The sequence below is a fragment of the Streptomyces sp. NPDC087845 genome, assembly GCF_044742755.1.
In the GTDB taxonomy this organism is placed as follows: Bacteria; Actinomycetota; Actinomycetes; order Streptomycetales; family Streptomycetaceae; genus Streptomyces.
The window spans coordinates 694881-713331 of the sequence record NZ_JBIUVC010000002.1 but is presented as its reverse complement, the minus strand read 5'-3'; the positions used below and the strand labels follow the sequence as shown (position 1 = coordinate 713331).

General features: G+C 69.5%; 15 protein-coding genes, 2 tRNA genes and 1 other RNA gene. 7 read left to right on the top strand and 11 right to left on the bottom strand.

Annotation, left to right across the window (positions count from 1 at the left end):
- Positions 1-10 precede the first annotated feature (10 nt).
- The 3 genes from ACIOMQ_RS08830 (at position 11) to ACIOMQ_RS08820 (ending at position 2120) form a co-directional block, all read left to right on the top strand.
- Positions 11-1417: a sensor histidine kinase gene (locus tag ACIOMQ_RS08830; RefSeq protein WP_402188332.1), complete on the top strand. Its 1407-nt coding sequence runs from the start codon at positions 11-13 to the stop codon at positions 1415-1417.
- A complete protein-coding gene (locus ACIOMQ_RS08825) occupies positions 1414-2025 on the top strand; it encodes a response regulator transcription factor (RefSeq protein WP_362201204.1) in 612 nt (203 codons plus the stop codon). The genes ACIOMQ_RS08830 and ACIOMQ_RS08825 overlap by 4 nt, the downstream gene beginning before the upstream one ends.
- Before the next feature lie 22 nt (positions 2026-2047).
- Positions 2048-2120, top strand: a tRNA-Gly gene (locus ACIOMQ_RS08820).
- An 83-nt stretch (positions 2121-2203) separates the two neighbouring features.
- On the opposite strand, the gene ACIOMQ_RS08815 is transcribed toward ACIOMQ_RS08820, so the two are convergent.
- The 6 genes from ACIOMQ_RS08815 to ffs all read right to left on the bottom strand — a co-directional run bounded on the left by ACIOMQ_RS08815 (position 2204) and on the right by ffs (position 11231).
- Positions 2204-3118: a phosphoribosylaminoimidazolesuccinocarboxamide synthase gene (locus ACIOMQ_RS08815; RefSeq protein ID WP_362201207.1), complete on the bottom strand. Its 915-nt coding sequence runs from the start codon at positions 3116-3118 to the stop codon at positions 2204-2206.
- Between the two features lie 314 nt (positions 3119-3432).
- A complete protein-coding gene (locus ACIOMQ_RS08810) occupies positions 3433-4896 on the bottom strand; it encodes a N,N-dimethylformamidase beta subunit family domain-containing protein (RefSeq protein ID WP_362201211.1) in 1464 nt (487 codons plus the stop codon).
- A 331-nt stretch (positions 4897-5227) separates the two neighbouring features.
- Positions 5228-7144, bottom strand: coding sequence for a hypothetical protein (locus tag ACIOMQ_RS08805; protein ID WP_401939596.1), 1917 nt, complete (start codon positions 7142-7144; stop codon positions 5228-5230).
- Between the two features lie 259 nt (positions 7145-7403).
- Positions 7404-8654, bottom strand: a complete 1251-nt coding sequence (gene purD, locus ACIOMQ_RS08800) for a phosphoribosylamine--glycine ligase (protein ID WP_362201218.1) — start codon at positions 8652-8654, stop codon at positions 7404-7406.
- Positions 8655-8854: 200 nt separating this feature from the next.
- Positions 8855-11062, bottom strand: a complete 2208-nt coding sequence (locus tag ACIOMQ_RS08795; protein WP_402188330.1) for a DNA polymerase III subunit gamma and tau — start codon at positions 11060-11062, stop codon at positions 8855-8857.
- A gap of 74 nt (positions 11063-11136) precedes the next feature.
- Positions 11137-11231: signal recognition particle sRNA small type (ffs, locus tag ACIOMQ_RS08790), an RNA gene on the bottom strand.
- A gap of 132 nt (positions 11232-11363) precedes the next feature.
- Between ffs and ACIOMQ_RS08785 the strand changes: the two genes are divergently transcribed.
- From ACIOMQ_RS08785 to ACIOMQ_RS08770, 4 genes are all read left to right on the top strand, one after another.
- Positions 11364-11451: transfer RNA gene (locus ACIOMQ_RS08785), tRNA-Ser, on the top strand.
- Between the two features lie 445 nt (positions 11452-11896).
- Positions 11897-13528, top strand: coding sequence for an Eco57I restriction-modification methylase domain-containing protein (locus ACIOMQ_RS08780; RefSeq protein ID WP_402188328.1), 1632 nt, complete (start codon positions 11897-11899; stop codon positions 13526-13528).
- Positions 13529-13552: 24 nt separating this feature from the next.
- Positions 13553-14302: a PaeR7I family type II restriction endonuclease gene (locus tag ACIOMQ_RS08775; protein ID WP_402188326.1), complete on the top strand. Its 750-nt coding sequence runs from the start codon at positions 13553-13555 to the stop codon at positions 14300-14302.
- A 222-nt stretch (positions 14303-14524) separates the two neighbouring features.
- Positions 14525-15166: a hypothetical protein gene (locus ACIOMQ_RS08770; RefSeq protein WP_402188324.1), complete on the top strand. Its 642-nt coding sequence runs from the start codon at positions 14525-14527 to the stop codon at positions 15164-15166.
- A 247-nt stretch (positions 15167-15413) separates the two neighbouring features.
- Here ACIOMQ_RS08770 and ACIOMQ_RS08765 read toward each other — a convergent pair whose 3' ends face one another.
- The 5 genes from ACIOMQ_RS08765 to ACIOMQ_RS08745 are packed head-to-tail and all read right to left on the bottom strand — an operon-like array spanning position 15414 to position 18411.
- Positions 15414-15680, bottom strand: a complete 267-nt coding sequence (locus ACIOMQ_RS08765) for a hypothetical protein (RefSeq protein ID WP_402188322.1) — start codon at positions 15678-15680, stop codon at positions 15414-15416.
- Positions 15681-15695: 15 nt separating this feature from the next.
- Complete coding sequence (locus ACIOMQ_RS08760) at positions 15696-16283, bottom strand: class IV adenylate cyclase (protein ID WP_402188320.1); 588 nt, start codon at positions 16281-16283, stop codon at positions 15696-15698.
- A 20-nt stretch (positions 16284-16303) separates the two neighbouring features.
- On the bottom strand, positions 16304-16957 hold the full coding sequence (locus ACIOMQ_RS08755) for a class I SAM-dependent methyltransferase (RefSeq protein WP_402188318.1): 654 nt from the start codon (positions 16955-16957) through the stop codon (positions 16304-16306).
- On the bottom strand, positions 16875-17516 hold the full coding sequence (locus ACIOMQ_RS08750) for a hypothetical protein (RefSeq protein ID WP_402188316.1): 642 nt from the start codon (positions 17514-17516) through the stop codon (positions 16875-16877). Before ACIOMQ_RS08750 ends, ACIOMQ_RS08755 begins: the two co-directional genes overlap by 83 nt.
- Entirely contained in the window at positions 17509-18411 is a 903-nt protein-coding gene (locus tag ACIOMQ_RS08745; RefSeq protein WP_402188313.1) for a radical SAM protein, read from the bottom strand. Before ACIOMQ_RS08745 ends, ACIOMQ_RS08750 begins: the two co-directional genes overlap by 8 nt.
- Positions 18412-18451: the final 40 nt, after the last annotated feature.

Genomic DNA, 18451 nt, shown 5'->3' with positions numbered 1-18451 from the left:
GGGGTGCGCGGTGCGGTTGCGGTGGTGGTGGCGGATGCGGGGCTGGCACGGCCACAGCGGGTTCGACAAGGTCGACCTGTACACGCGCGGCACGCTGTACGGGCTGGTCTGGATCGCGGTGCTGATCCAGGTCCTGCTGTCCTTGACCCGGCCCGTGCGCGGAGCGGCCCCCGCCGCGCTGATCGTCCTGGCGGTCCTGCTCGCGCTCGTCCAGGGGGTCGGCGGGACCCGGCTGATCGCCGGGGGGCTCGACGAGTATCTGGGCCGAGGGGCCGTGGAGCGGCGACTGGTTGCCGTCGGGGCCGTCTCGCTGGTCGCGAACGTGGCGGCGATGCTGGCCCTCGCCCGGTACACGGGCATGCGCGAATTCCCCGAGCTGGGATCTGTGCTCGGCACCTGTGTCGTGCCGTTCTCCTGCGCGTTCGTGCTCATCGTGCCGGGCTGGGTGTCGGCGCTGCAGCAGGCCGCCCTCTCGACCGGTGTGTGCGTCGCGGTGGGGCTGCTCGGTGGCGGCAGTGCGCTGATGAGCGCCGCGGTCATCTCGACGGTGATCGGCACCGGACTGATGTCCGTCACCACGCGGATGTCCGCCTGGACGCTGGGGGTGATGTGGAAGCTCCGCGAGGCGCGGGACGTGGAGGCGCGGCTGGCGGTCGCCGAGGAGCGGCTGCGGTTCGGGCGGGACATGCACGATGTCCTGGGCCGGAACCTGGCCGTGATCGCGCTGAAGAGCGAGCTGGCGGTGGAGCTGGCCCAGCGCGGCAAACCGGCGGCCGCGGATCAGATGGTCGAGGTCATGCGCATCGCCCGCGCCTCCCAGCAGGAGGTGCGCGATGTCGTACGGGGCTACCGGGAGGCAGATCTGAGCACCGAACTCGTGGGCGCGCGGAGCGTGTTGCGGGCGGCCGGCATCGGCTGCGAAGTGGCGGCGGACGGCGGCGGCAAGCTGCCCGCGCCCGTGCAGGCGGCGCTCGGCTGGGTGGTGCGGGAGGCGGCGACCAACGTGCTGCGGCACGGCGATCCGCGGCACTGCACGATCCGGCTCCGCACTTCGGCGGACGCGGTGGTGCTGGACGTGGAGAACGACGGGGCGCCGCCGGCCGTCGCCGGACCGCGCGAATCCGGGCTGGGCGGCTCCGGGCTGGCCGGGCTGCGGGAGCGGCTTCGGACACTCGACGGTTCGCTGGACGCGGGTCCGGCGGGGAACGGTCTGTTCCGGCTGACAGCCACGATCCCGCTGTCGCACCCCGCCACGGCTCCGGCCTCTGGCTCTGCCCCTGTCTCCGCCTCTGGCTCTGGCCCTGGCTCTGACCTTGCCTCTGGCCCTGTCTCCGCCTCTGCCTCCGCCTCTGGCTCTGTCTTTCCGGTGGCTCCGCCGCCCCAGGATCCCCCGGCGCTTCAGGAGGAACGACGATGACGGTGGTACGGGTGCTGCTCGCCGACGACGAGCATCTGATCCGGGGCGCTCTGGCCGCGCTGCTCGCTCTGGAGGACGACCTCGTGGTGGTCGCGGAGGCGGCGACCGGTCCGGAGGCGCTGGCCATGGCGCGGGCCCACCGCCCCGATGTGGCGGTCCTCGATCTGGAGATGCCGGGCGCCGATGGTGTGAGTGTCGCCACATCCCTGCGTGCTGAACTGCCCGGCTGCCGGACCATGATCGTGACGAGTCACGGTCGGCCGGGACATCTGAAACGAGCACTCGCGGCGGGTGTGCGGGCCTTCGTACCGAAAACCGTCAGCGCCCGGCAGCTGGCCGGGATCATCCGCACCGTGCACGCCGGAAACCGTTACGTGGACCCGGAGTTGGCGGCCGACGCGATCTCCGCCGGGGACTCGCCGCTGACCGCGCGCGAGACCGAGGTGCTGGAGTTGGCGGCCGACGGGGCGCCGGTCGCGGAGATCGCGGAGCGGGCGTCGCTGTCGCAGGGAACCGTACGGAACTACCTCTCGGCGGCCGTCTCGAAGCTCGGTGCGGAGAACCGGCATGCGGCAGTGCGTCTCGCACGCGAGCGCGGATGGGTATAGTGGTTCTCGCGCTTCGGCGCTTGCGGACGTAGCTCAGTTGGTAGAGCGCAACCTTGCCAAGGTTGAGGTCGCCAGTTCGAACCTGGTCGTCCGCTCGGTTCAGCAAGAAGCCCCCGGCCTTTCGGCCGGGGGCTTCTTCGTGTTCCGGGAGGGGCCGTCCGGCCCCGGTGGACCGGCCCTACTGCCAGGGCGTGCCGGTGAGGAGTTCGTACGCCTCCAGGTACTTCGCCCGGGTGGCGTCCACGATCTCCTGAGGCAGTGCCGGGGGCGGCTGCTCGCTCCTGCGGTCCCAGCCGGAGGCCGGTGAGGTCAGCCAGTCGCGCACGAACTGCTTGTCGTAACTGGGCTGGGCCCTGCCCGGCTCCCAGGTGGCGGCGGGCCAGAAGCGCGAGGAGTCCGGAGTCAGCACCTCGTCCGCGATGATCAGCTCCTCGCCGCCGTCGGCCGTGGGAGCGAAACCGAACTCGAACTTCGTGTCGGCGAGGATGATCCCGCGCTCGCGCGCGATGTCACGGGCCCTGCTGTACACGTCCAGCGTGGTGCGGCGCAGCTGGGCGGCGGTCTCCGCGCCGACCTGGCGGGCCACCTCCTCGTAGCTCACGTTCTCGTCGTGGTCTCCGACTGCCGCCTTGGTGGCAGGGGTGAAGATCGGCGCCGGGAGTTCGGAGCCGTCGACGAGACCCTCGGGCAGTGCGAGGCCGCAGACCGTGCGGGACTCGTTGTACTCGACGAGGCCGGAACCGGTGAGATAGCCGCGGGCTACGCACTCGACCGGGACCATCCGCAGGGACCGGCAGATCAGCGTGCGGCCGGCCCAGTCCGCGGGGGCTCCGGCGGGGAGCTCCGTGGACAGGACGTGGTTCGGTACGAGATCGCTGAGCCGGTCGAACCACCACAGCGAGAGCCGGGTGAGCACCCGGCCCTTGTCCGGGATCTCGGTCGGCAGGACCCAGTCGTACGCGGACATGCGGTCGCTGGCGACCATGACGAGGTCGCCCGCCTCGTTCCGGTACAGGTCGCGCACCTTGCCGGTGTGGAGGTGGGTGAGCCCCGGGACCTGCACTGGCTCGGGCTTTTCTACAAATCCGGACACGCTGCCTCCGCGTAGGTTGATCCAGGAGTCGTTCCGATTCTCCCGTATCGGGGTGCGTTCTCCCGTATCGGGGTGCGGCGGAGTGGAGCGCGGGCGTCCGCGGCGCCGAGTGCCGTGGCCGTAAAGGCGCTTCGGGCGTGAGCCCCGGAGGCATCTCGGGGAGCGGGCCTCAAGGGCGCTTCGGAGGCGTTTCGGGGAGCGGGTCTCAAGGCCGTTTCAGGCGTGAGGTCCGGAGGCGTTTCGGGGAGCGGGTCTCAAGGCCGTTTCAGGCGTGAGGTCCGGAGGCGTTTCGGGGAGCGGGCCTCAAGGCCGTTTCAGGCGTGCTTGCAGATGCGGTCGAGGAGATTGGCGGTGGCGCGCTGGATGCGGGGGTCCACATGGCCGGGGCGGTCCAGGGCCGGAGACCAGGCGAAGGTGCCGGAGGCGAAGACGAGTGCGCCGGACGGGGCCCGGTACAGAGACGTCTCCTGGTGGCGCTTGACTCCTTCGCTGTCCAGGTACGGGGAGTGGGCGAGCAGGATGCGGCTCTCGTGCTCGGGGAGTGCGATGCGTGGGAAGTACCGGTCGGCCTCACCCGCTACCAGGCCGTCGATCTCGTCGCCCTCACAGGCGCCCGTCGCGTCCCACAGCCAGTGCTCGGCGTTCCGTACGACCAGTGGGTGCGGATCGGGGACCCGGCCCGCGTACTGGATGCCGAGGAGTTGTTGCTCGGGGCGGTCGATCTCGCGCCAGAGGGCGGGCTTCCCCGGGCCGTGGCGCTTGCGGCAGGTGAGCAGTCTGTCCGGCACGCCGGACGGCGACGGGGAGAGGCTCACCTGCCAGTACATGGTGTTGGCGGAGAGGAAGACGAGCGACGTGCCGCCGTCGCGGGCGAGTTCGACGGTGTGGCGCATGGGCACCGACCAGTACTCGTCGTGCCCGGGGAAGACCAGGCCCCGGTAGCGGCTCGGGTCGATCCGGCCCGCGTGCAGATCTCGGGTGTCGGCGTACGCGATGTCGTAGCCGTAGCGCTCGGCCCAGCGGATGAAGTCGTAGGCATGACCGACGTGGAGCGGCAGACCGGCGCCCGCGTACGGGCGGTCGAAGGAGACGGTGACCGCCGCGTCCTCCTCGCCCAGGAGGCGGCCCTGCTCGTCCCAGGCGTGATAGAGGCTGGCGCCGGTGTGACCGTCCTCCGGGTAGAGGTTGTAGGCCTGCCAGGTGATGTCCGGCAGAACCAGCAGGAGATCGGCCGGATGCGCGTCGCGGACCGTGAACGGGATGTGGGAGCGGTACCCGTCGACCGTGGTGAGCACGGCGACGTACGCGCCGATCGACCAGTACGAGGGGATCTGCAGCCGCCAGGACTGCCACCAGTGGTGGCAGGAGACCGTACGGTCGGCGGTGAGCGGGGCCGGCTGGACGATGCCGGAGATCCGGGGGCTCGTGGTGATCTTGGCGGCGCCGTCGCCCCCGTAGTGGCCGATGCGGTAGATGTCCACGGAGAACTGCTGGGGCGGGTCCACGGTGACGTGGAAGTCGATCGCCTCGCCGGGGGCCGCGGCTCCCGTGGAGATGAAGCCCTTGATCTGGTTGTGCACATCGTCGGCCGTACGTGTGCCGCCGTCGGTGGAACTGCGGGCCAGGGTGGGGTCGGCGTACCAGGGGACGACGTGTCCGGTGTCGTCGAAGTAGTTCTCACTGCCGCGCAGCCAGGGCAGGGGGCCCTGGCCGAAAGGATCGGAGACGGCGTGCGCGAGGGCACCCGACTCCCATCGACGAATGTGCTCCGCCCCCATACCGCTTCCCTCCCTCGGCCCCCCGGACAACAACGGTGAGACAACGGCTGGTCGTCACGGGTGACGGCCGACGGCGATGTCACCAGTGACCGTCTCCGGCCGTGCGTCATCGGTGCGCCAACAGTGATGCGCCGACTGTCAGCGTCGATCCCCAGCACATCACATAACGCATGCAGTCCGTCACCGTTCGTCGCGAATTGACGTGAACGGAACGTATCCTTCCGGGTATTGAGACATGAAAGCCCCTTCCGGCGTTGCCTGTGAGGGGGTGGGAGGGCTGGGGATGCTGTGGTTCGGCTCGGTCGTCGAGTCTGCCAACGGGGCCCGTGGTTCAGACGAGACGGACGGGTTTGTCGGTGCGTACACCGACCGTCGCGAGCCAGGAACGCAGCGGTTCCGCGTCGCCGTCCTCGACCAGGCTGAGGACGGAGACGCCCAGATCTGCCCGGCGCTCGCCGTCGACCAGCAGGGCGGGGCCGTCGAGCCAGTCGAGCCCGGGTGCCGCGCCCGCCGTGTCGACGGCGGCGCAGCAGACCATCGCCGCGACGTGGTCGGCGAGCAGTTCGGTCCCCGTACGGGGCGGCTGGAGCGGGAAGAGCGGGAGGGGGCCGGGGCCCCAGATGTCCAGGCCGTCCCCGCCCGCGCGAGCGGCACCGGGGGCGCCCGCCGGGCCGGACGTGCCGTCGGCCCGGGGCTGTTGGGCCGCGGCCTCCTCGCGGGCCACCGCCGCGCTGATCCCGGCCGCGAGCTCCTCGCCGCCGCCTCTCCGGCCCGCCAGGTGCTCGACGACACGCGCCAGCGTGGGCACTCCGGCGTCGATGGCGACGGGGCCGATGTCAATGGTGCCGATGTCGGTGGCGTCGATGTCGGTGGCGTCGAGGGCGTCGCCGGCGAAAGCCTCGGTGCCGGTGCCGCCGATGTCGGTGGGGAGTGCGGGACTGCCGGAACCGGAACCGGAGCTGGGAGCGGAGCCGGGGCCGTGACCGGGATCGGGGCTGCTGGTGGCCTGTGCGGGCGCCGTGCCCATCGAGTCGAGGACGTCGAGGACACGGTGCAGTCGGGCGGCCTCGGTGCGCCACTTCCGGTCGACCACTTCTTCCGGGTACTGCTGCCAGTCGACCGGCGACCAGTCGGGACCGGACTCCGCCGGGCCGCCGTGGAAGAGCCGGGCCGCCAGCAGCGACGCCGCCTCGTCGGCTGCGCCCGGCTCCTCCAGAAGGTCACAGGCGGGGCGTTCGCCGAGCCGCGACGAAAAACCGTCGGCGAGCCGGTCGCGGCGGGAGAGCTCGGTGAGGGCGGACACGACACCCGCGTCCAGCCGGGACGGCCAGCGGCCCATCTGCCAGGCGGGCAGCGCGACCCGGGTGAGCAGCCGGTCCCAGCCCGCGTAGGCGAGGCCGACCTGCTCCTGGGCGACGATCCGCAGCCCGTAATCCACACGCTGTGCGCGAACGGACGCGGCGGCGGCGACACCCCGCTCCATCTCCGCGGCATGACTGCGACAGCTGCGCAGCAGCAGCCGGGCGATCCAGCCGACGAAGACGCGCGGCACCGAGCGCACCCCGGACAGCGGACCGGAAACGGGCACGGCCGCATCGGCGACGGCTCCGTCCAGCCCCCGTACGAAGCGGCGCGCCGCGGCTATGTCGGGGTGTGCGGAGGGGCCCGTGCCCGCGACGACCGGGGCGAGCACCGCCCGTAGCTCCGCAACCCGCATCCACCACAGGAACGGCGAACCGATGACCAGCACGGGAGCCGCCTGGACCCGGCGACGGGACCGGCCCGCCGACCGCGCCACGCGCCCCGCTCCTGGTCCTGCCGCGGGCTGCGCGGAGGGGTGTGTACGGTCCTCCAGCCAGCTGTCGCAGTCGGGGGTGAGGGCTATCGCCGAGGGCGCGGGGACCCCGAGCCGGTCGGCGAGATCCCTGACCAGGCGGTAGAGATCGGGCGCGGCTTCCTCCGCGAGCGGAACGGTCGGGCTCATCGCCGGCCTCGCCCGCACGATCGCCAGCGCGACCACCGCGGCGAGCAGGAGCACGACGACCGCGCAGACCGTCACGGCCCAGCGCGCCGTGTCCCAGCCCCTGCCGACGGCGAGACCCTCCGCGCCGGCGACGAGCAGCACGACGGCGACCGCCGCAGGCAGGATGGCTGCGGCCGCCGCTCTGCTGCGGATGCGCAGCAGAGCGAGAGCTCGGGCGCGCGCGTTCTGCACACCCGGCTCCTCACTTGCACCGGTACCGGACACGGCCGGACGTCACCCCCTCTGCCCCCGCGGCGGTGTTGCTCACTCCCCCACTGTGGCACCCGTCACTGACATCGCAATGCCAGTGGGCCAAGTGCCGGAATGCTTGCGCCGCACCCTAGTTGGGGCCTCGGCGGGCGTCATCCGGATGGCTCAGTCGTCACTCGATGGAATGGCTTTGGGCAAAGGTGCTGACGCGCCGCCGTCCTTGGGGCAGTGGCGCGTCAGCGGGTGCCGGCGTCCGGGCCCGGCGCGGCCGGGCTCAGGATTCTGCGGCCTTCCGGGCGATGTCCGTGCGGAACTGCGAGCCGTCGAGCCGGATCCGGGACACCGCTGTGTAGGCCCGTTCGCGGGCGGCGGCGAGGTCCTTGCCGGTCGCGGTCACGGACAGCACCCGGCCGCCCGCGCTGACGGTCGCGTCGCCGTCCCGTCCGGTTCCGGCGTGCAGGACGTACGCATGCGGGGCATCCTGCGCCGCCACGTCGTCGAGCCCTTCGATCGGGTCGCCCGTCCGCGGCGTGCCCGGGTAGTTGTGCGAGGCGATGACCACGGTGACGGCGGCCTCGTCGCGCCACGTGAGCGGAGGCAGCTCGTCGAGGGTGCCGTTGGCGGAGCCCAGCAGGACACCGGCCAGCGGGGTTTTCAGACGGGCCAGGACCACCTGGGTCTCGGGGTCGCCGAACCGGGCGTTGAACTCGATCACCCGGACGCCGCGCGAGGTGATCGCGAGGCCCGCGTACAGCAGTCCGGAGAACGGGGTGCCGCGGCGGCGGAGCTCGTCGACGGTCGGCTGGAGCACCGACTGCATGACCTCGTCGACCAACTTGGGGTCGGCCCACGGAAGCGGGGAGTACGCCCCCATGCCACCGGTGTTCGGGCCCTGGTCGCCGTCCAGGGCGCGCTTGAAGTCCTGCGCGGGCTGGAGCGGCACCACGGTGGTGCCGTCCGTGATCGCGAAGAGGCTGACCTCGGGACCGTCGAGGAACTCCTCGATGACCACGCGATCGCAGGCCAGCGCGTGCGCACGGGCCGCCTCGACGTCGTCGGTGACGACGACGCCCTTTCCGGCGGCGAGGCCGTCGTCCTTGACGACGTACGGGGCGCCGAAGGCATCGAGGGCGGAGTCGATCTCGGCGGGAGTGGTGCAGACGTAGCTGCGGGCGGTCGGGACGCCGGCCCCGGCCATCACGTCCTTGGCGAACGCCTTGGAGCCCTCCAGCTGGGCCGCCTCACCGGAGGGGCCGAAGCAGGGGATGCCCGCGGCGCGCACGGCGTCGGCGACCCCGGCGACGAGCGGCGCCTCCGGGCCGACGACCACCAGTTCGGCGCCCAGGCCGGTGGCGAGGCGCGCGACGGCGTCGCCGTCGAGAGCGTCGACCGGGTGCAGTTCGGCCACCTCCGCGATTCCGGCGTTGCCGGGAGCGCAGTACAGAGCGGTGACATCGGGGTCGAGGGAGAGAGAGCGGCACAGGGCGTGTTCGCGGGCGCCGCCGCCGATGACGAGGACCTTCACGGGGTGCAGCCTAGCCGCCGGGGCGCGGCGGCCCCGACGGACGGCCGCTCCGTGGACACTTCCGAGCTCACCGACCGCCCGGTAAGGGCCCGTGCACGGCCGACGCTGTCCGGGCTCCTCGCTACTACTCGCTGGGAACCACTACTCGCTGGGAACTACTACTCGTCTGGAACCACTACTCGTTTACTCGTCGGGCACTACTACTCGTTGGTGAACTCCTCCACGACCGTGGCGCCCAGTTCGCGGACGATCAGGTCGTGGCCGGAGAGCGCCGAGTCGACGAGGTCCGGGTCGTCGGCCTCGGGGGTGTCGTCCTCGGGAGCGACCGGGCGCGGGGGCTCGGACGCGGCGTACGACTGTGGTGCGGGCTCTGCGGCGGGTGCGGCGTTCGGCTGCTGGTGCGAGGCCGGTGCGGGCCGGGGTTCGTAACTCTGCTGGGGCGCGGGGGCCGGCCGCTGCGGCGGCGGAGGGGCGGTGGACGGGCGGCCGCCCCCGGTCTGCGGGGGCGCGCCCGCGCCGCCCGACGGGTCGACGATCGCCTCGATCTTCCACTGTGCGTTGAACCGCTCGGCGAGGGCCTGCCTCAGCACTTCCTCGCTTCCACTGCTCGCGAAATTGTCGCGCGCGCCCGCGTTCAGGAAGCCGATCTGGAGGGTGGTGCCGTCGAAGCCGGTGACCTGGGCGTTCTGGCTGAGCAGGATCCAGGTGAACCGGCGGCGGTTCTTCACGGCCTCCAGGATGTCCGGCCACATGTTCCGCACCTGGCCGGCGCCCTGCATCATTCCGGGGCCCGGCTCGGCGGCGGGCACCGCTGCCGGGGGCGCGGCCTGCGCCGGAGCGGGGGCCTGCGCGGCCTGCGGGGCCGGCGACTGGCCGGGGGCGGAAGCGGTGGGCCAGCCACCGGGGCGGCGGCCCGATTCCGGCGCGGCGGCGGTGGGCCAGGCACCAGGACGCTGCCCGCCTGCGGAAGCCGCGGCCGGGGCCTCCTCGGCCGCCGACTGCGGGGCGGCGGGCGCCGCGGGCTGCACGGGCGCCGGAGGCACCGCTGCGGCAGGTGCGGGCGGCGCCGCGGGGACGGGTGCCTCCCCCCGTACCGCCGCGCGCGCGGCGGCGGGCCCGGCGCCGGGCTGCACGGCCGGTGCGACGGGGGCGGGCTGCACGGCCGGTGCGACAGGGGCGGGGGCATGGGCCAGGGCCTCCGGCCCGGGTACGTACCCCATGGCGGGCCCCGTACCGGCGGTCGCGAAGGACGCGCCGCGCTCCAGCCGGTCGAGCCGGGCCTGCAGTGAACGCTCGTCGTCGAAGGCCGCGGGCAGCAGCACCCGGGCACAGATCAGCTCGACCTGGAGGCGCGGCGAGGTCGCCCCGCGCATCTCCGTCAGTCCCTCGTTGACCAGGTCGGCGGCGCGGCTCAGCTCGGCGGCGCCGAAGACGGACGCCTGGGCCTGCATCCGTTCGACGACATCGGCGGGTGCGTCGATCAGGCCCTTCTCCCCGGCGTCCGGCACGGCGGCGAGGATCACCAGGTCGCGCAGCCGCTCCAGGAGGTCGGCGACAAAGCGGCGCGGGTCGTTGCCGCCCTCGATCACCCGGTCCACGACCTCGAACGCCGCGGCCCCGTCACCCGCCGCGAAGGCGTCCACGACGGAGTCGAGCAGCGAGCCGTCCGTATAACCGAGCAGCGAGGTCGCCATGGCGTATGTCACACCGGCATCACCGGCACTGGCCAGCAGCTGGTCCATCACCGACATCGAGTCACGCACGGATCCGGCCCCGGCCCGCACGACGAGCGGCAGCACGCCGTCCTCGACGGGGCTGTTCTCCTTGGCGCAGACCTCGGCGAGGTAGTCGCGCAGCGTGCCCGGCGGAACCAGACGGAACGGGTAGTGGTGCGTACGCGACCGGATCGTGCCGATGACCTTCTCGGGCTCGGTGGTCGCGAAGATGAACTTGAGGTGCTCCGGCGGCTCCTCGACCACCTTCAGCAGGGCGTTGAACCCCGCCGATGTGACCATGTGCGCCTCGTCGATGATGTAGATCTTGTAACGACTCGACGCGGGCCCGAAGAACGCCTTCTCCCGCAGATCACGGGCGTCGTCCACGCCACCGTGCGATGCGGCGTCGATCTCGATCACGTCGATCGATCCCGGCCCGTTGCGCGCGAGGTCCTGGCAGGACTGGCACTCCCCGCACGGTGTGGGCGTCGGCCCCTGCTCGCAGTTCAGGCAGCGGGCAAGAATGCGCGCGCTGGTCGTCTTGCCGCAGCCGCGCGGACCGCTGAACAGGTACGCGTGATTGACCCGGTTGTTCCGCAGGGCCTGCTGCAGCGGGTCAGTGACATGCTCCTGCCCAATGACCTCGGCGAACGACTCGGGGCGATAGCGGCGGTACAGCGCAAGGGACGACACACCTACGAGGTTATCCGGGCGGACCGACAACCGGCCCCGGACCGGGACGAGACGTCGCCCGGCGCCCCGGAAACACAAAGGCCCCCCACGCACCCGTCAGAGCCGACCTACCCTTGCTGCCTTCCGGCCCTGGGGGAGTTCAGTCAGATAGCGCCACGTGAGGGGCTTGCCCCCACCTTAGCCGATCCCCGCCCCTCCCGGTCCACAGCCCCACCCCCCGAACCACCCCGGACGAGCCCGAGCGGACGCCCGAGGGGAACGGGTTCGCGAGCACTCCTCAACGTCTTGTATTGTTTGCCGCGGAGGATTCGCCTAGTGGCCTAGGGCGCACGCTTGGAAAGCGTGTTGGGGGCAACCCCTCACGAGTTCGAATCTCGTATCCTCCGCCATTGCTCTCACCGGGCAATACGTCGAAGGGCCCCGCAGCTTGCTGCGGGGCCCTTCGACGTTGGTGGTCTCAGTTTTGGTCTCAGTTGGCGCGATCGGACGGTCATGAACCTGCGGTCAGGGGTCAGGAAGGACCGCGCCTGGATCGTTCATGCGCCCGTGGTGCGGGTGAGCCCGATGTTGATCAGCCGGCGCAGGTCAAGGGCGGCGGCCCGCCACGACCGGGACCTCTGGCTGGAGTGCGTGGGCTTCGGGCTTCCTGCTGCATCACGTGCCTGTACCGGAGGCACATGAGGGCTGGACTCCGCTGATCACGGAGGAGAACGTCGACGAGCCGCTGTGGAGCCACGAATCCGAGTAGTGAAGTTCGAGAAGCCCTCTGGCGGACGTACCCACCGATAGCCTTGAGGTGAGGGCTCGTGCAGTGAGCCATGACGAGAGGAACCCATGGCTGCAGCTGCCCCCGGCGAGATCGAGTACGGCGAGGTCTTCACCCGCCGCTGGGTCGTCGAGACGATTCTTGACCTGGTCGGCTATACGGCAAATAGGGACCTCACCCGGATGAAGCTCGTCGAGCCATCGATCGGGTCCGGAGCGTTCTTCGTCCCCGTACTGGAGCGACTGCTCGAGTCTGCGAAGGTCCATGGCACCAAGCTGCCGACACTGGCTCCTTGCCTGTACGGTCTCGATCTCCAGCACGAGCATGTTGCGACCTGCCGGAAGAAGTCGGAGGACATGCTGCAAGCCGCTGGGGCAAGTCCCGCAGAAGCCCGAGCACTCTCGGAGGGCTGGCTGCGCCACGGCGACTTCCTTCTCGACGAGGTACCGACGGATGTCGATTTTGTGATCGGCAATCCGCCGTACATCCGCACCGAGGATCTCGACGATGAGACCGAGGCCGCCTACCGCAAGACATGGCGGACGATGCGTGGACGGGCGGACATCTACGTCGGCTTCTACGAGCGTTCGCTGTCCATGCTTGCAAGCGGCGGGAAGATCGGGTTCATCTGCGCGGACCGTTGGATGCGGAACGCCTACGGGAAGCATCTGCGGGGTCTCGTGACCTCGCGCTACGCGGTCGAGTCCGTGTGGCAGATGCACGACGTAGACGCATTTGAAGTAGAGGTCTCGGCCTACCCGGCGATCACAGTACTGGCCCACTCCGAGCAGGGCAGCGCCACGTTCATCGACACCACTGCCGCCTTTGGAGCGGCCTCGGCGAGCGAGGTCCTGACGTTCGCGCAGGGCACAGTGGAGGAGGCTTCAGGCCAGGGATGGGAGGGCGCGCGCCTGCCCAGCTGGTTCGATACCGACGACTTCTGGCCCGCGGGATCCCCTCACACCATCAAGCTGCTGGAGCACCTGCAGGAGAATTTCCCGACGCTGGAATCCGACGGCACGACGAAGATCAGCATTGGGGTCGCTACCGGAGCCGACAAGGCGTACATCATCAACCCAGACGCCGGCATCGACGTCGAGCAAGATCGGCTGACGCCCATCGTCATGGCTGACGACATCCGTGCAGGTAGTCTCACGACGCCTTCGAAGATGCTGCTGAACCCGTGGGACGACGAAGGCAGGCTCGTGGATCTCGCGGACTACCCGAAGTTCGCGGCCGCGCTCGCGTCGCACCCGAACGTCAAGAAGCGCTTCGTCGCGAGGAAGAACCCGAGCACTTGGCACCGCACGATCGACAAGGTCTACCCGGGCCTCGCCGAACGGCCGAAGCTGCTTCTTCAGGACATGAAAGCCCAGATCACGCCGGTGCTGGAGCCGGGCGGCTACTACCCACACCACAACCTGTACTACGTCGTCTCGTCGTCCTGGGACATGGAAGTGCTTGGCGGGCTGCTGCTGTCTCGGGTCGCAGAAGCCTTCGTGAGCGCCTACGGCGTGAAGATGCGTGGCGGCACGTTGCGATTCCAGGCGCAGTACCTGCGGAAGATCGCCGTTCCGCGCCCCGAAACGATCCTCGACGACATCGCCTCCAGGCTCCGTGCCGCGTTCCGCGCCAGCGACAGGGCGGCTGCGACGCGTGCGGCCGAAGAAGCGTACGGGCTACCTGTCGGCAGCATCTGAATATCCGAATAGAAGAAGAGGGCCATGAGCGACCTGACACCTGTCGAAACCTGGCGCGCCGCTGTTCTCGGCTACTGGAAGGGCCTGGACCTGCAGGCTGCTAAGCAGGGGCAGGCGACCGGGGTCAAGGACACCGGCAACCGTGCAGCCGTCACGGGTGGCAAGCAGATGGACGCGATGCAGGAAGTCGTGGCGAAACTATGGCGCGCCGATCCGGAGATCACCCTTGAGGTGCGCACGACCGGCCACAACAATCTCCCGGCGTACTTTCGACCAGCGAAGAACTGGGATCTCCTGGTGCTCTACCGCAGCTCCCTGATCGCGGCGATAGAGTTCAAGTCCCAGCGAGGCCCCTCGTTCAGCAACAACTTCAACAACCGAACGGAGGAAGCCCTGGGGCTCGCGGCCGACACCCAGATGGCCGCGGAGCGCGGCCTGTTCGGCCGCTTGAAGCCCTGGTTCGGTTTCATCATGCTCGTGGAACGCGCGCCGAAATCGTTGAGCAAGGTCACGCTGCCCAAGAACATGCCGTTCCCGGCGGACCCGATCTTCGAGGGAGCGTCGTACATAGGCCGATACAAGATCTTCTTCGAACGCATGGTCAAGGAGGGCAACTACGACGCTGTCGCCCTGCTCACCGCCGAGGCGGACAGCGAACACTTCGTCGAGCCGTCGGTGAGCTTGTCGTTGGCCAACCTCGAGGCAGAGATCCGTGCGCGCATCATGTACATCAAGACGCTGCCTGACGATGTGTTCGACGAATTGACGCTCTAGCTAGTGAGCCACGCCGGAAATCCGTTGATGAATTCTGGATGGCCCCGTGGCGGATGGCACAGCGAAGCCCCCTGCTACCAGGGGGCTTCGTCATCGATGCCTCACTGGACTTCTGGGTTGGGCGACCGGACTGTTCCCCATCAGCCTCACGGCTGTGCTGGGCGGCTGTGATGGCTGGCGCGCGGTGCCCGCCACCCACTCAGCAACCCCTGGCAGACCATTGTGATCATCCTCGACGGACTTCTCACCGCTGTCTTCGTGGGCGTCTGGGTCTCGGACGACGGCCTGGGTCCCACCACGGTCGATGGAGACCTGCTCATCGCCGGGATCTCCAACGCCGCGGCCGCGCTGGCCGCTCTGTGCTGTTGGCAGGACTTCGCACGCAAGGAGCGCCACCAGGGCGACATCATCGCGATCATCCCGCAGCACGGCCCTGCCGAGCAGATCGTCGATGGCTTCCTGCCTCACAAGGCCGAGTGCTCCGGCAAGGACCATCTCGTCGTCGAGCCGGGTCTGCTGGCCATGAGCCCCGACCTCACCGGCCGTGTCACCCGCCGCGCCCTGCCCGACGGCCGGCACATCAGCGGTGGCAAATACTCCGGTCCGCACTACGTCGCCGAATGCCGGGCCGGTGAGCGCACCTTGCTCTTCTACCGCAAGAGGCCCGCACTGGAGCGGCTGGTCGGACTCCTGACCCCATACTTGCCGGTGTTCCCGACGGGCCGTGATCCTGATCGCGGCCAAACCATCACCTTCCCCTCCCGCGATGCCGCCCTAGGTAGGCTCCTCCAGCTAGTGGGTACTCAACAAGGGGGCTTAGATGGCAGACGCGTTGGCAGCTGCGATGCAGGACTTCTGGGTTGACTCCGACAAATTGACCCGTCGTCACCGTTCTGCTGGGCCGGTCACCACGGGTGGTGACCGGCCCAGCAGCCGTTGGACTCTTACGGCGGAGCTTCACTGCGAAGAGCCGTCACAGGCTCATGGGGGTTCCGCCCGCCGGCCTCACCCACGACGCAACAGGCCGCTCCGCGCTCGGTGCCGCCCAACGCGGCGTCCGGCAGACTGCTCGGCCGCCGCGGGCGTGCTCAGAGGGGCCGGACGAGTTGGTTCATCGTGAAGGAGTATGGACTGCCAGACCTGCTTCCTGCAGGGCGCGGATGCACGGGCCGCAGGCGTACATGGCTGCCTGGGCGCCGGCCACGCTGACGGGGCCGATCCACAGAACGCGGGTCCAGCGCTGACCGCAGTAGAGCCAGCAGTAGCCATCAGTCCAGGTGTTGCCGTCGTCGGTGTCCGCCGCTGCGGGCAGACCGCCGCGGGCGAACTCGGCGATGCCGGGTATGACCCGCGGCGTCACGGCCGGTTCCAAAAACACGCTCGGTCCTCAAGGTCACTCGCTCGGGGCAGCTGCCCTGGCCTGCTCCTGCTCGTCGGCGTCGGCGAAGAGGAGAGTGGGTTCGGCGAGGATGTCCCGGCTGGACTCGCTCTTGTAGATCTCGTCGACGCTGCCGAACCGGGCCTGCGTGTAGTCGAGGTCGAGCAGGTCTGCCGCCTGTCGTACCGATGCCTCGTCGGGTCCTTCGATCTCGACGAAGGTGGGGAGGTCCGGCCAGGTGTCGAAGTCGAAGGCGACTTCGCCCAGGCGCCACTCCTCGCGGTAGTTCTCCTGGTAGCGGACTTCGCGCAGACCGATGTTACGGAGAATCTCGGCCATGGCCTGCAGGTCGGACACCTCGGTCTCGATCTCGGTGGTGCCGTCGATCGTCGTGGAGTCGGTGACCTGCTTCAGCGTGAGAGTGGAGCGGGTGGCCTCGTCCCTCAGGCGAATCCAGGCGCCGCCTTCGAGGGCATCGTTCTCGAAGATCTTCCGGGTGAGGAGGGTGCGCGGAAAAGCCTGGACGGCTCCGAGCGCCGTCAGTTTGGCCTGGAGACCGGCGACGTCGACGGCGAGGAATTTGGCTTCGTACTCGTGCTTCATATGTCCTTCTTCCCGTAGCTCTAGGAGGGTGTGGACGCACGGGCTGCGAGGAGAAGGCCCATGCGGTGGTTGTGATCCTGCAACTGTCCGACGTGCGCCTGCTCGGTGAACTCGTTGGTCCGCAGGGTGAGCAGGACGTCCCAGTCGCCGATGAAGTAACGCCGGAGCCTCTCGGGGGATGTGTAGTGCTCAAGCACGTGGTGGCGTTGCGTGATGGGCATCATGAACTCCGCGCCGAACAGACCGCCAGGCCGAACCAGACGCTGCATGCGGTCGACGAACTCGCCCAACGTCCGGTGGTGATTGGCACTGTAATGCCATGAGCAACTCGTCCAGACAGCGTCACAGGGGGCGGGAACGGGCTCAGGTGCGAGGAAGTCCTGCTCCACGACCTGGACGCGGTCTTGTAGCCCTTCGTGCTTCAGCCGCTCGATCATCCCCATCGCGTGACCGGTTCTGTCACCCGGAAGTTGGACCTCGCCGCCATGAAGGGCGAGCGGGTCGCGTTCGATGGCGATGACGCGGTAGCCGGCGGCGGCCAGTGGGACGACGAGTCTGCCGTCGCTCGCGCCGATGACCGTCACGGTGGAGTCAGGCTCCGTACGCTCCTTCAGCGCGGCGAGGAACTGAGGGAAGAAGGTGAGGGTGTGCCGCCACATGCTGGCTGTCTGCACTGGCTTGCTCTCCTTGCGGGTCGGTGCTCAAGACGGCTCGGAGTGCCTCGTCAGGGTTGAGACCGGTGGTGTTCACCCGGTGCATCGGGAACGAGGCGTAGGCGTCGGTGATCTTGCCTGCGGTGACCTCAGCGAGGGCGTCCCAACGTGAGACAGGCTTCTCGCGCCTGGCGAGTCGGCGCTGACGCTCGTCCTCCGCGCAGACGAGGTAGTAGGTGACGGGACGCGGGAGGCCGGACGGCAGGGATACGGAGAGGTTGGCTCCGAAAGCGCGGTGATTGGCCAGGCAGCGCGCGAAGTAGCTTTCGACGACGACCGGGGTTCCGGCGGACAGGTACCGCTGGATCTGATCGGCCGCGGTGAGCAGGGCCGAGAGGTAGAAGCACATGCGGGCTTCGACATTCCCCAGCCGGTCGACCTCCTGCCGCAGTGCTTGGTAGGTGGGCGGCACGGTCGGGATCAGCACGGCGCCACGGGCGGCCGCAAGCATGGGGGCGAGCGTCGATTTGCCGGTGCCGCGGAGCCCTTCAACGCTCTCGAACGACGCCGGGTCAGACACGTCCGTACACCACGTCCGGCACCGCGAGGGTGAGTTCGTCGGTGGCGGACGGCCGGTGGTCGATGTGGTCAGCGAGTTTGTCGTACCAAAAGGCGTGCGAGTCCTTGCCGACAGCCTTGCAGGACATGGTGAGCGCGCCGCGCGGATCAGCCTCGATCCGCTCGATCTCAGCGGGGCCCTCGGCAGGAAGGCAGGCAGCTGGCGCACCGAGCTCGGACAGGTCCTCGTCGAGGATCACCTCGATGTCCAACTCAGCCGCAGCCAGGCGGTCACGCAGAAGGGTGTATGCCGTCGCGTCGTTGATCAGGAGCTCGGGGTGATCGGCTGCGTTGCCGACCGGCCGGAGGCAGTGGAGTTTCAACTGCTCTACCCCGTAGTGCTGCAGCGTGCGGGCGAGCGGCAGGACCTCGTCGATGTTGCGTGAGGTCACCGTCATGGTCGCGCCGGCGCGGACACCGAGTTGCTGGGCGATTTCGAGGGCGCTCAGGGCACTCCGGTAGCTTCCGAACTTGCGGATCTGGTCGTTGGTCGTACCGATGCCCTCCAGCGATACCCGGAGCAGGTCCAGGTCGGGGGCGATCTCAGTCAGCCGGCGCTCGATCCGGTAGCCGTTGGTGCAGATCTCGACCTGCATACCCAGGTCCCGCTTGGCGTACCGGATGACCTGGGTGAGGTCGCGGTAGACGAACGGCTCGCCGCCCAGCAGGGTGACGGCCTCGGTGCCGTACTGGTCACGCATCAGCGTGAGGAGGTTGATCGCCTCGTCTGCGGTGAAGGCGTCGGCGTGCTGGAGCCGTTGGCCGTGGAAGCAGTGCAGGCATTCAAAGTTGCAGCGGTAGAGCAGCTGCAGGTACAGCATCCGGATCCTGCGGATCCCGGTGACTTCGCTGATCACGAGGGTCTCCTTCGGGCGTTTGCCTGGTGGGAGACCTGAT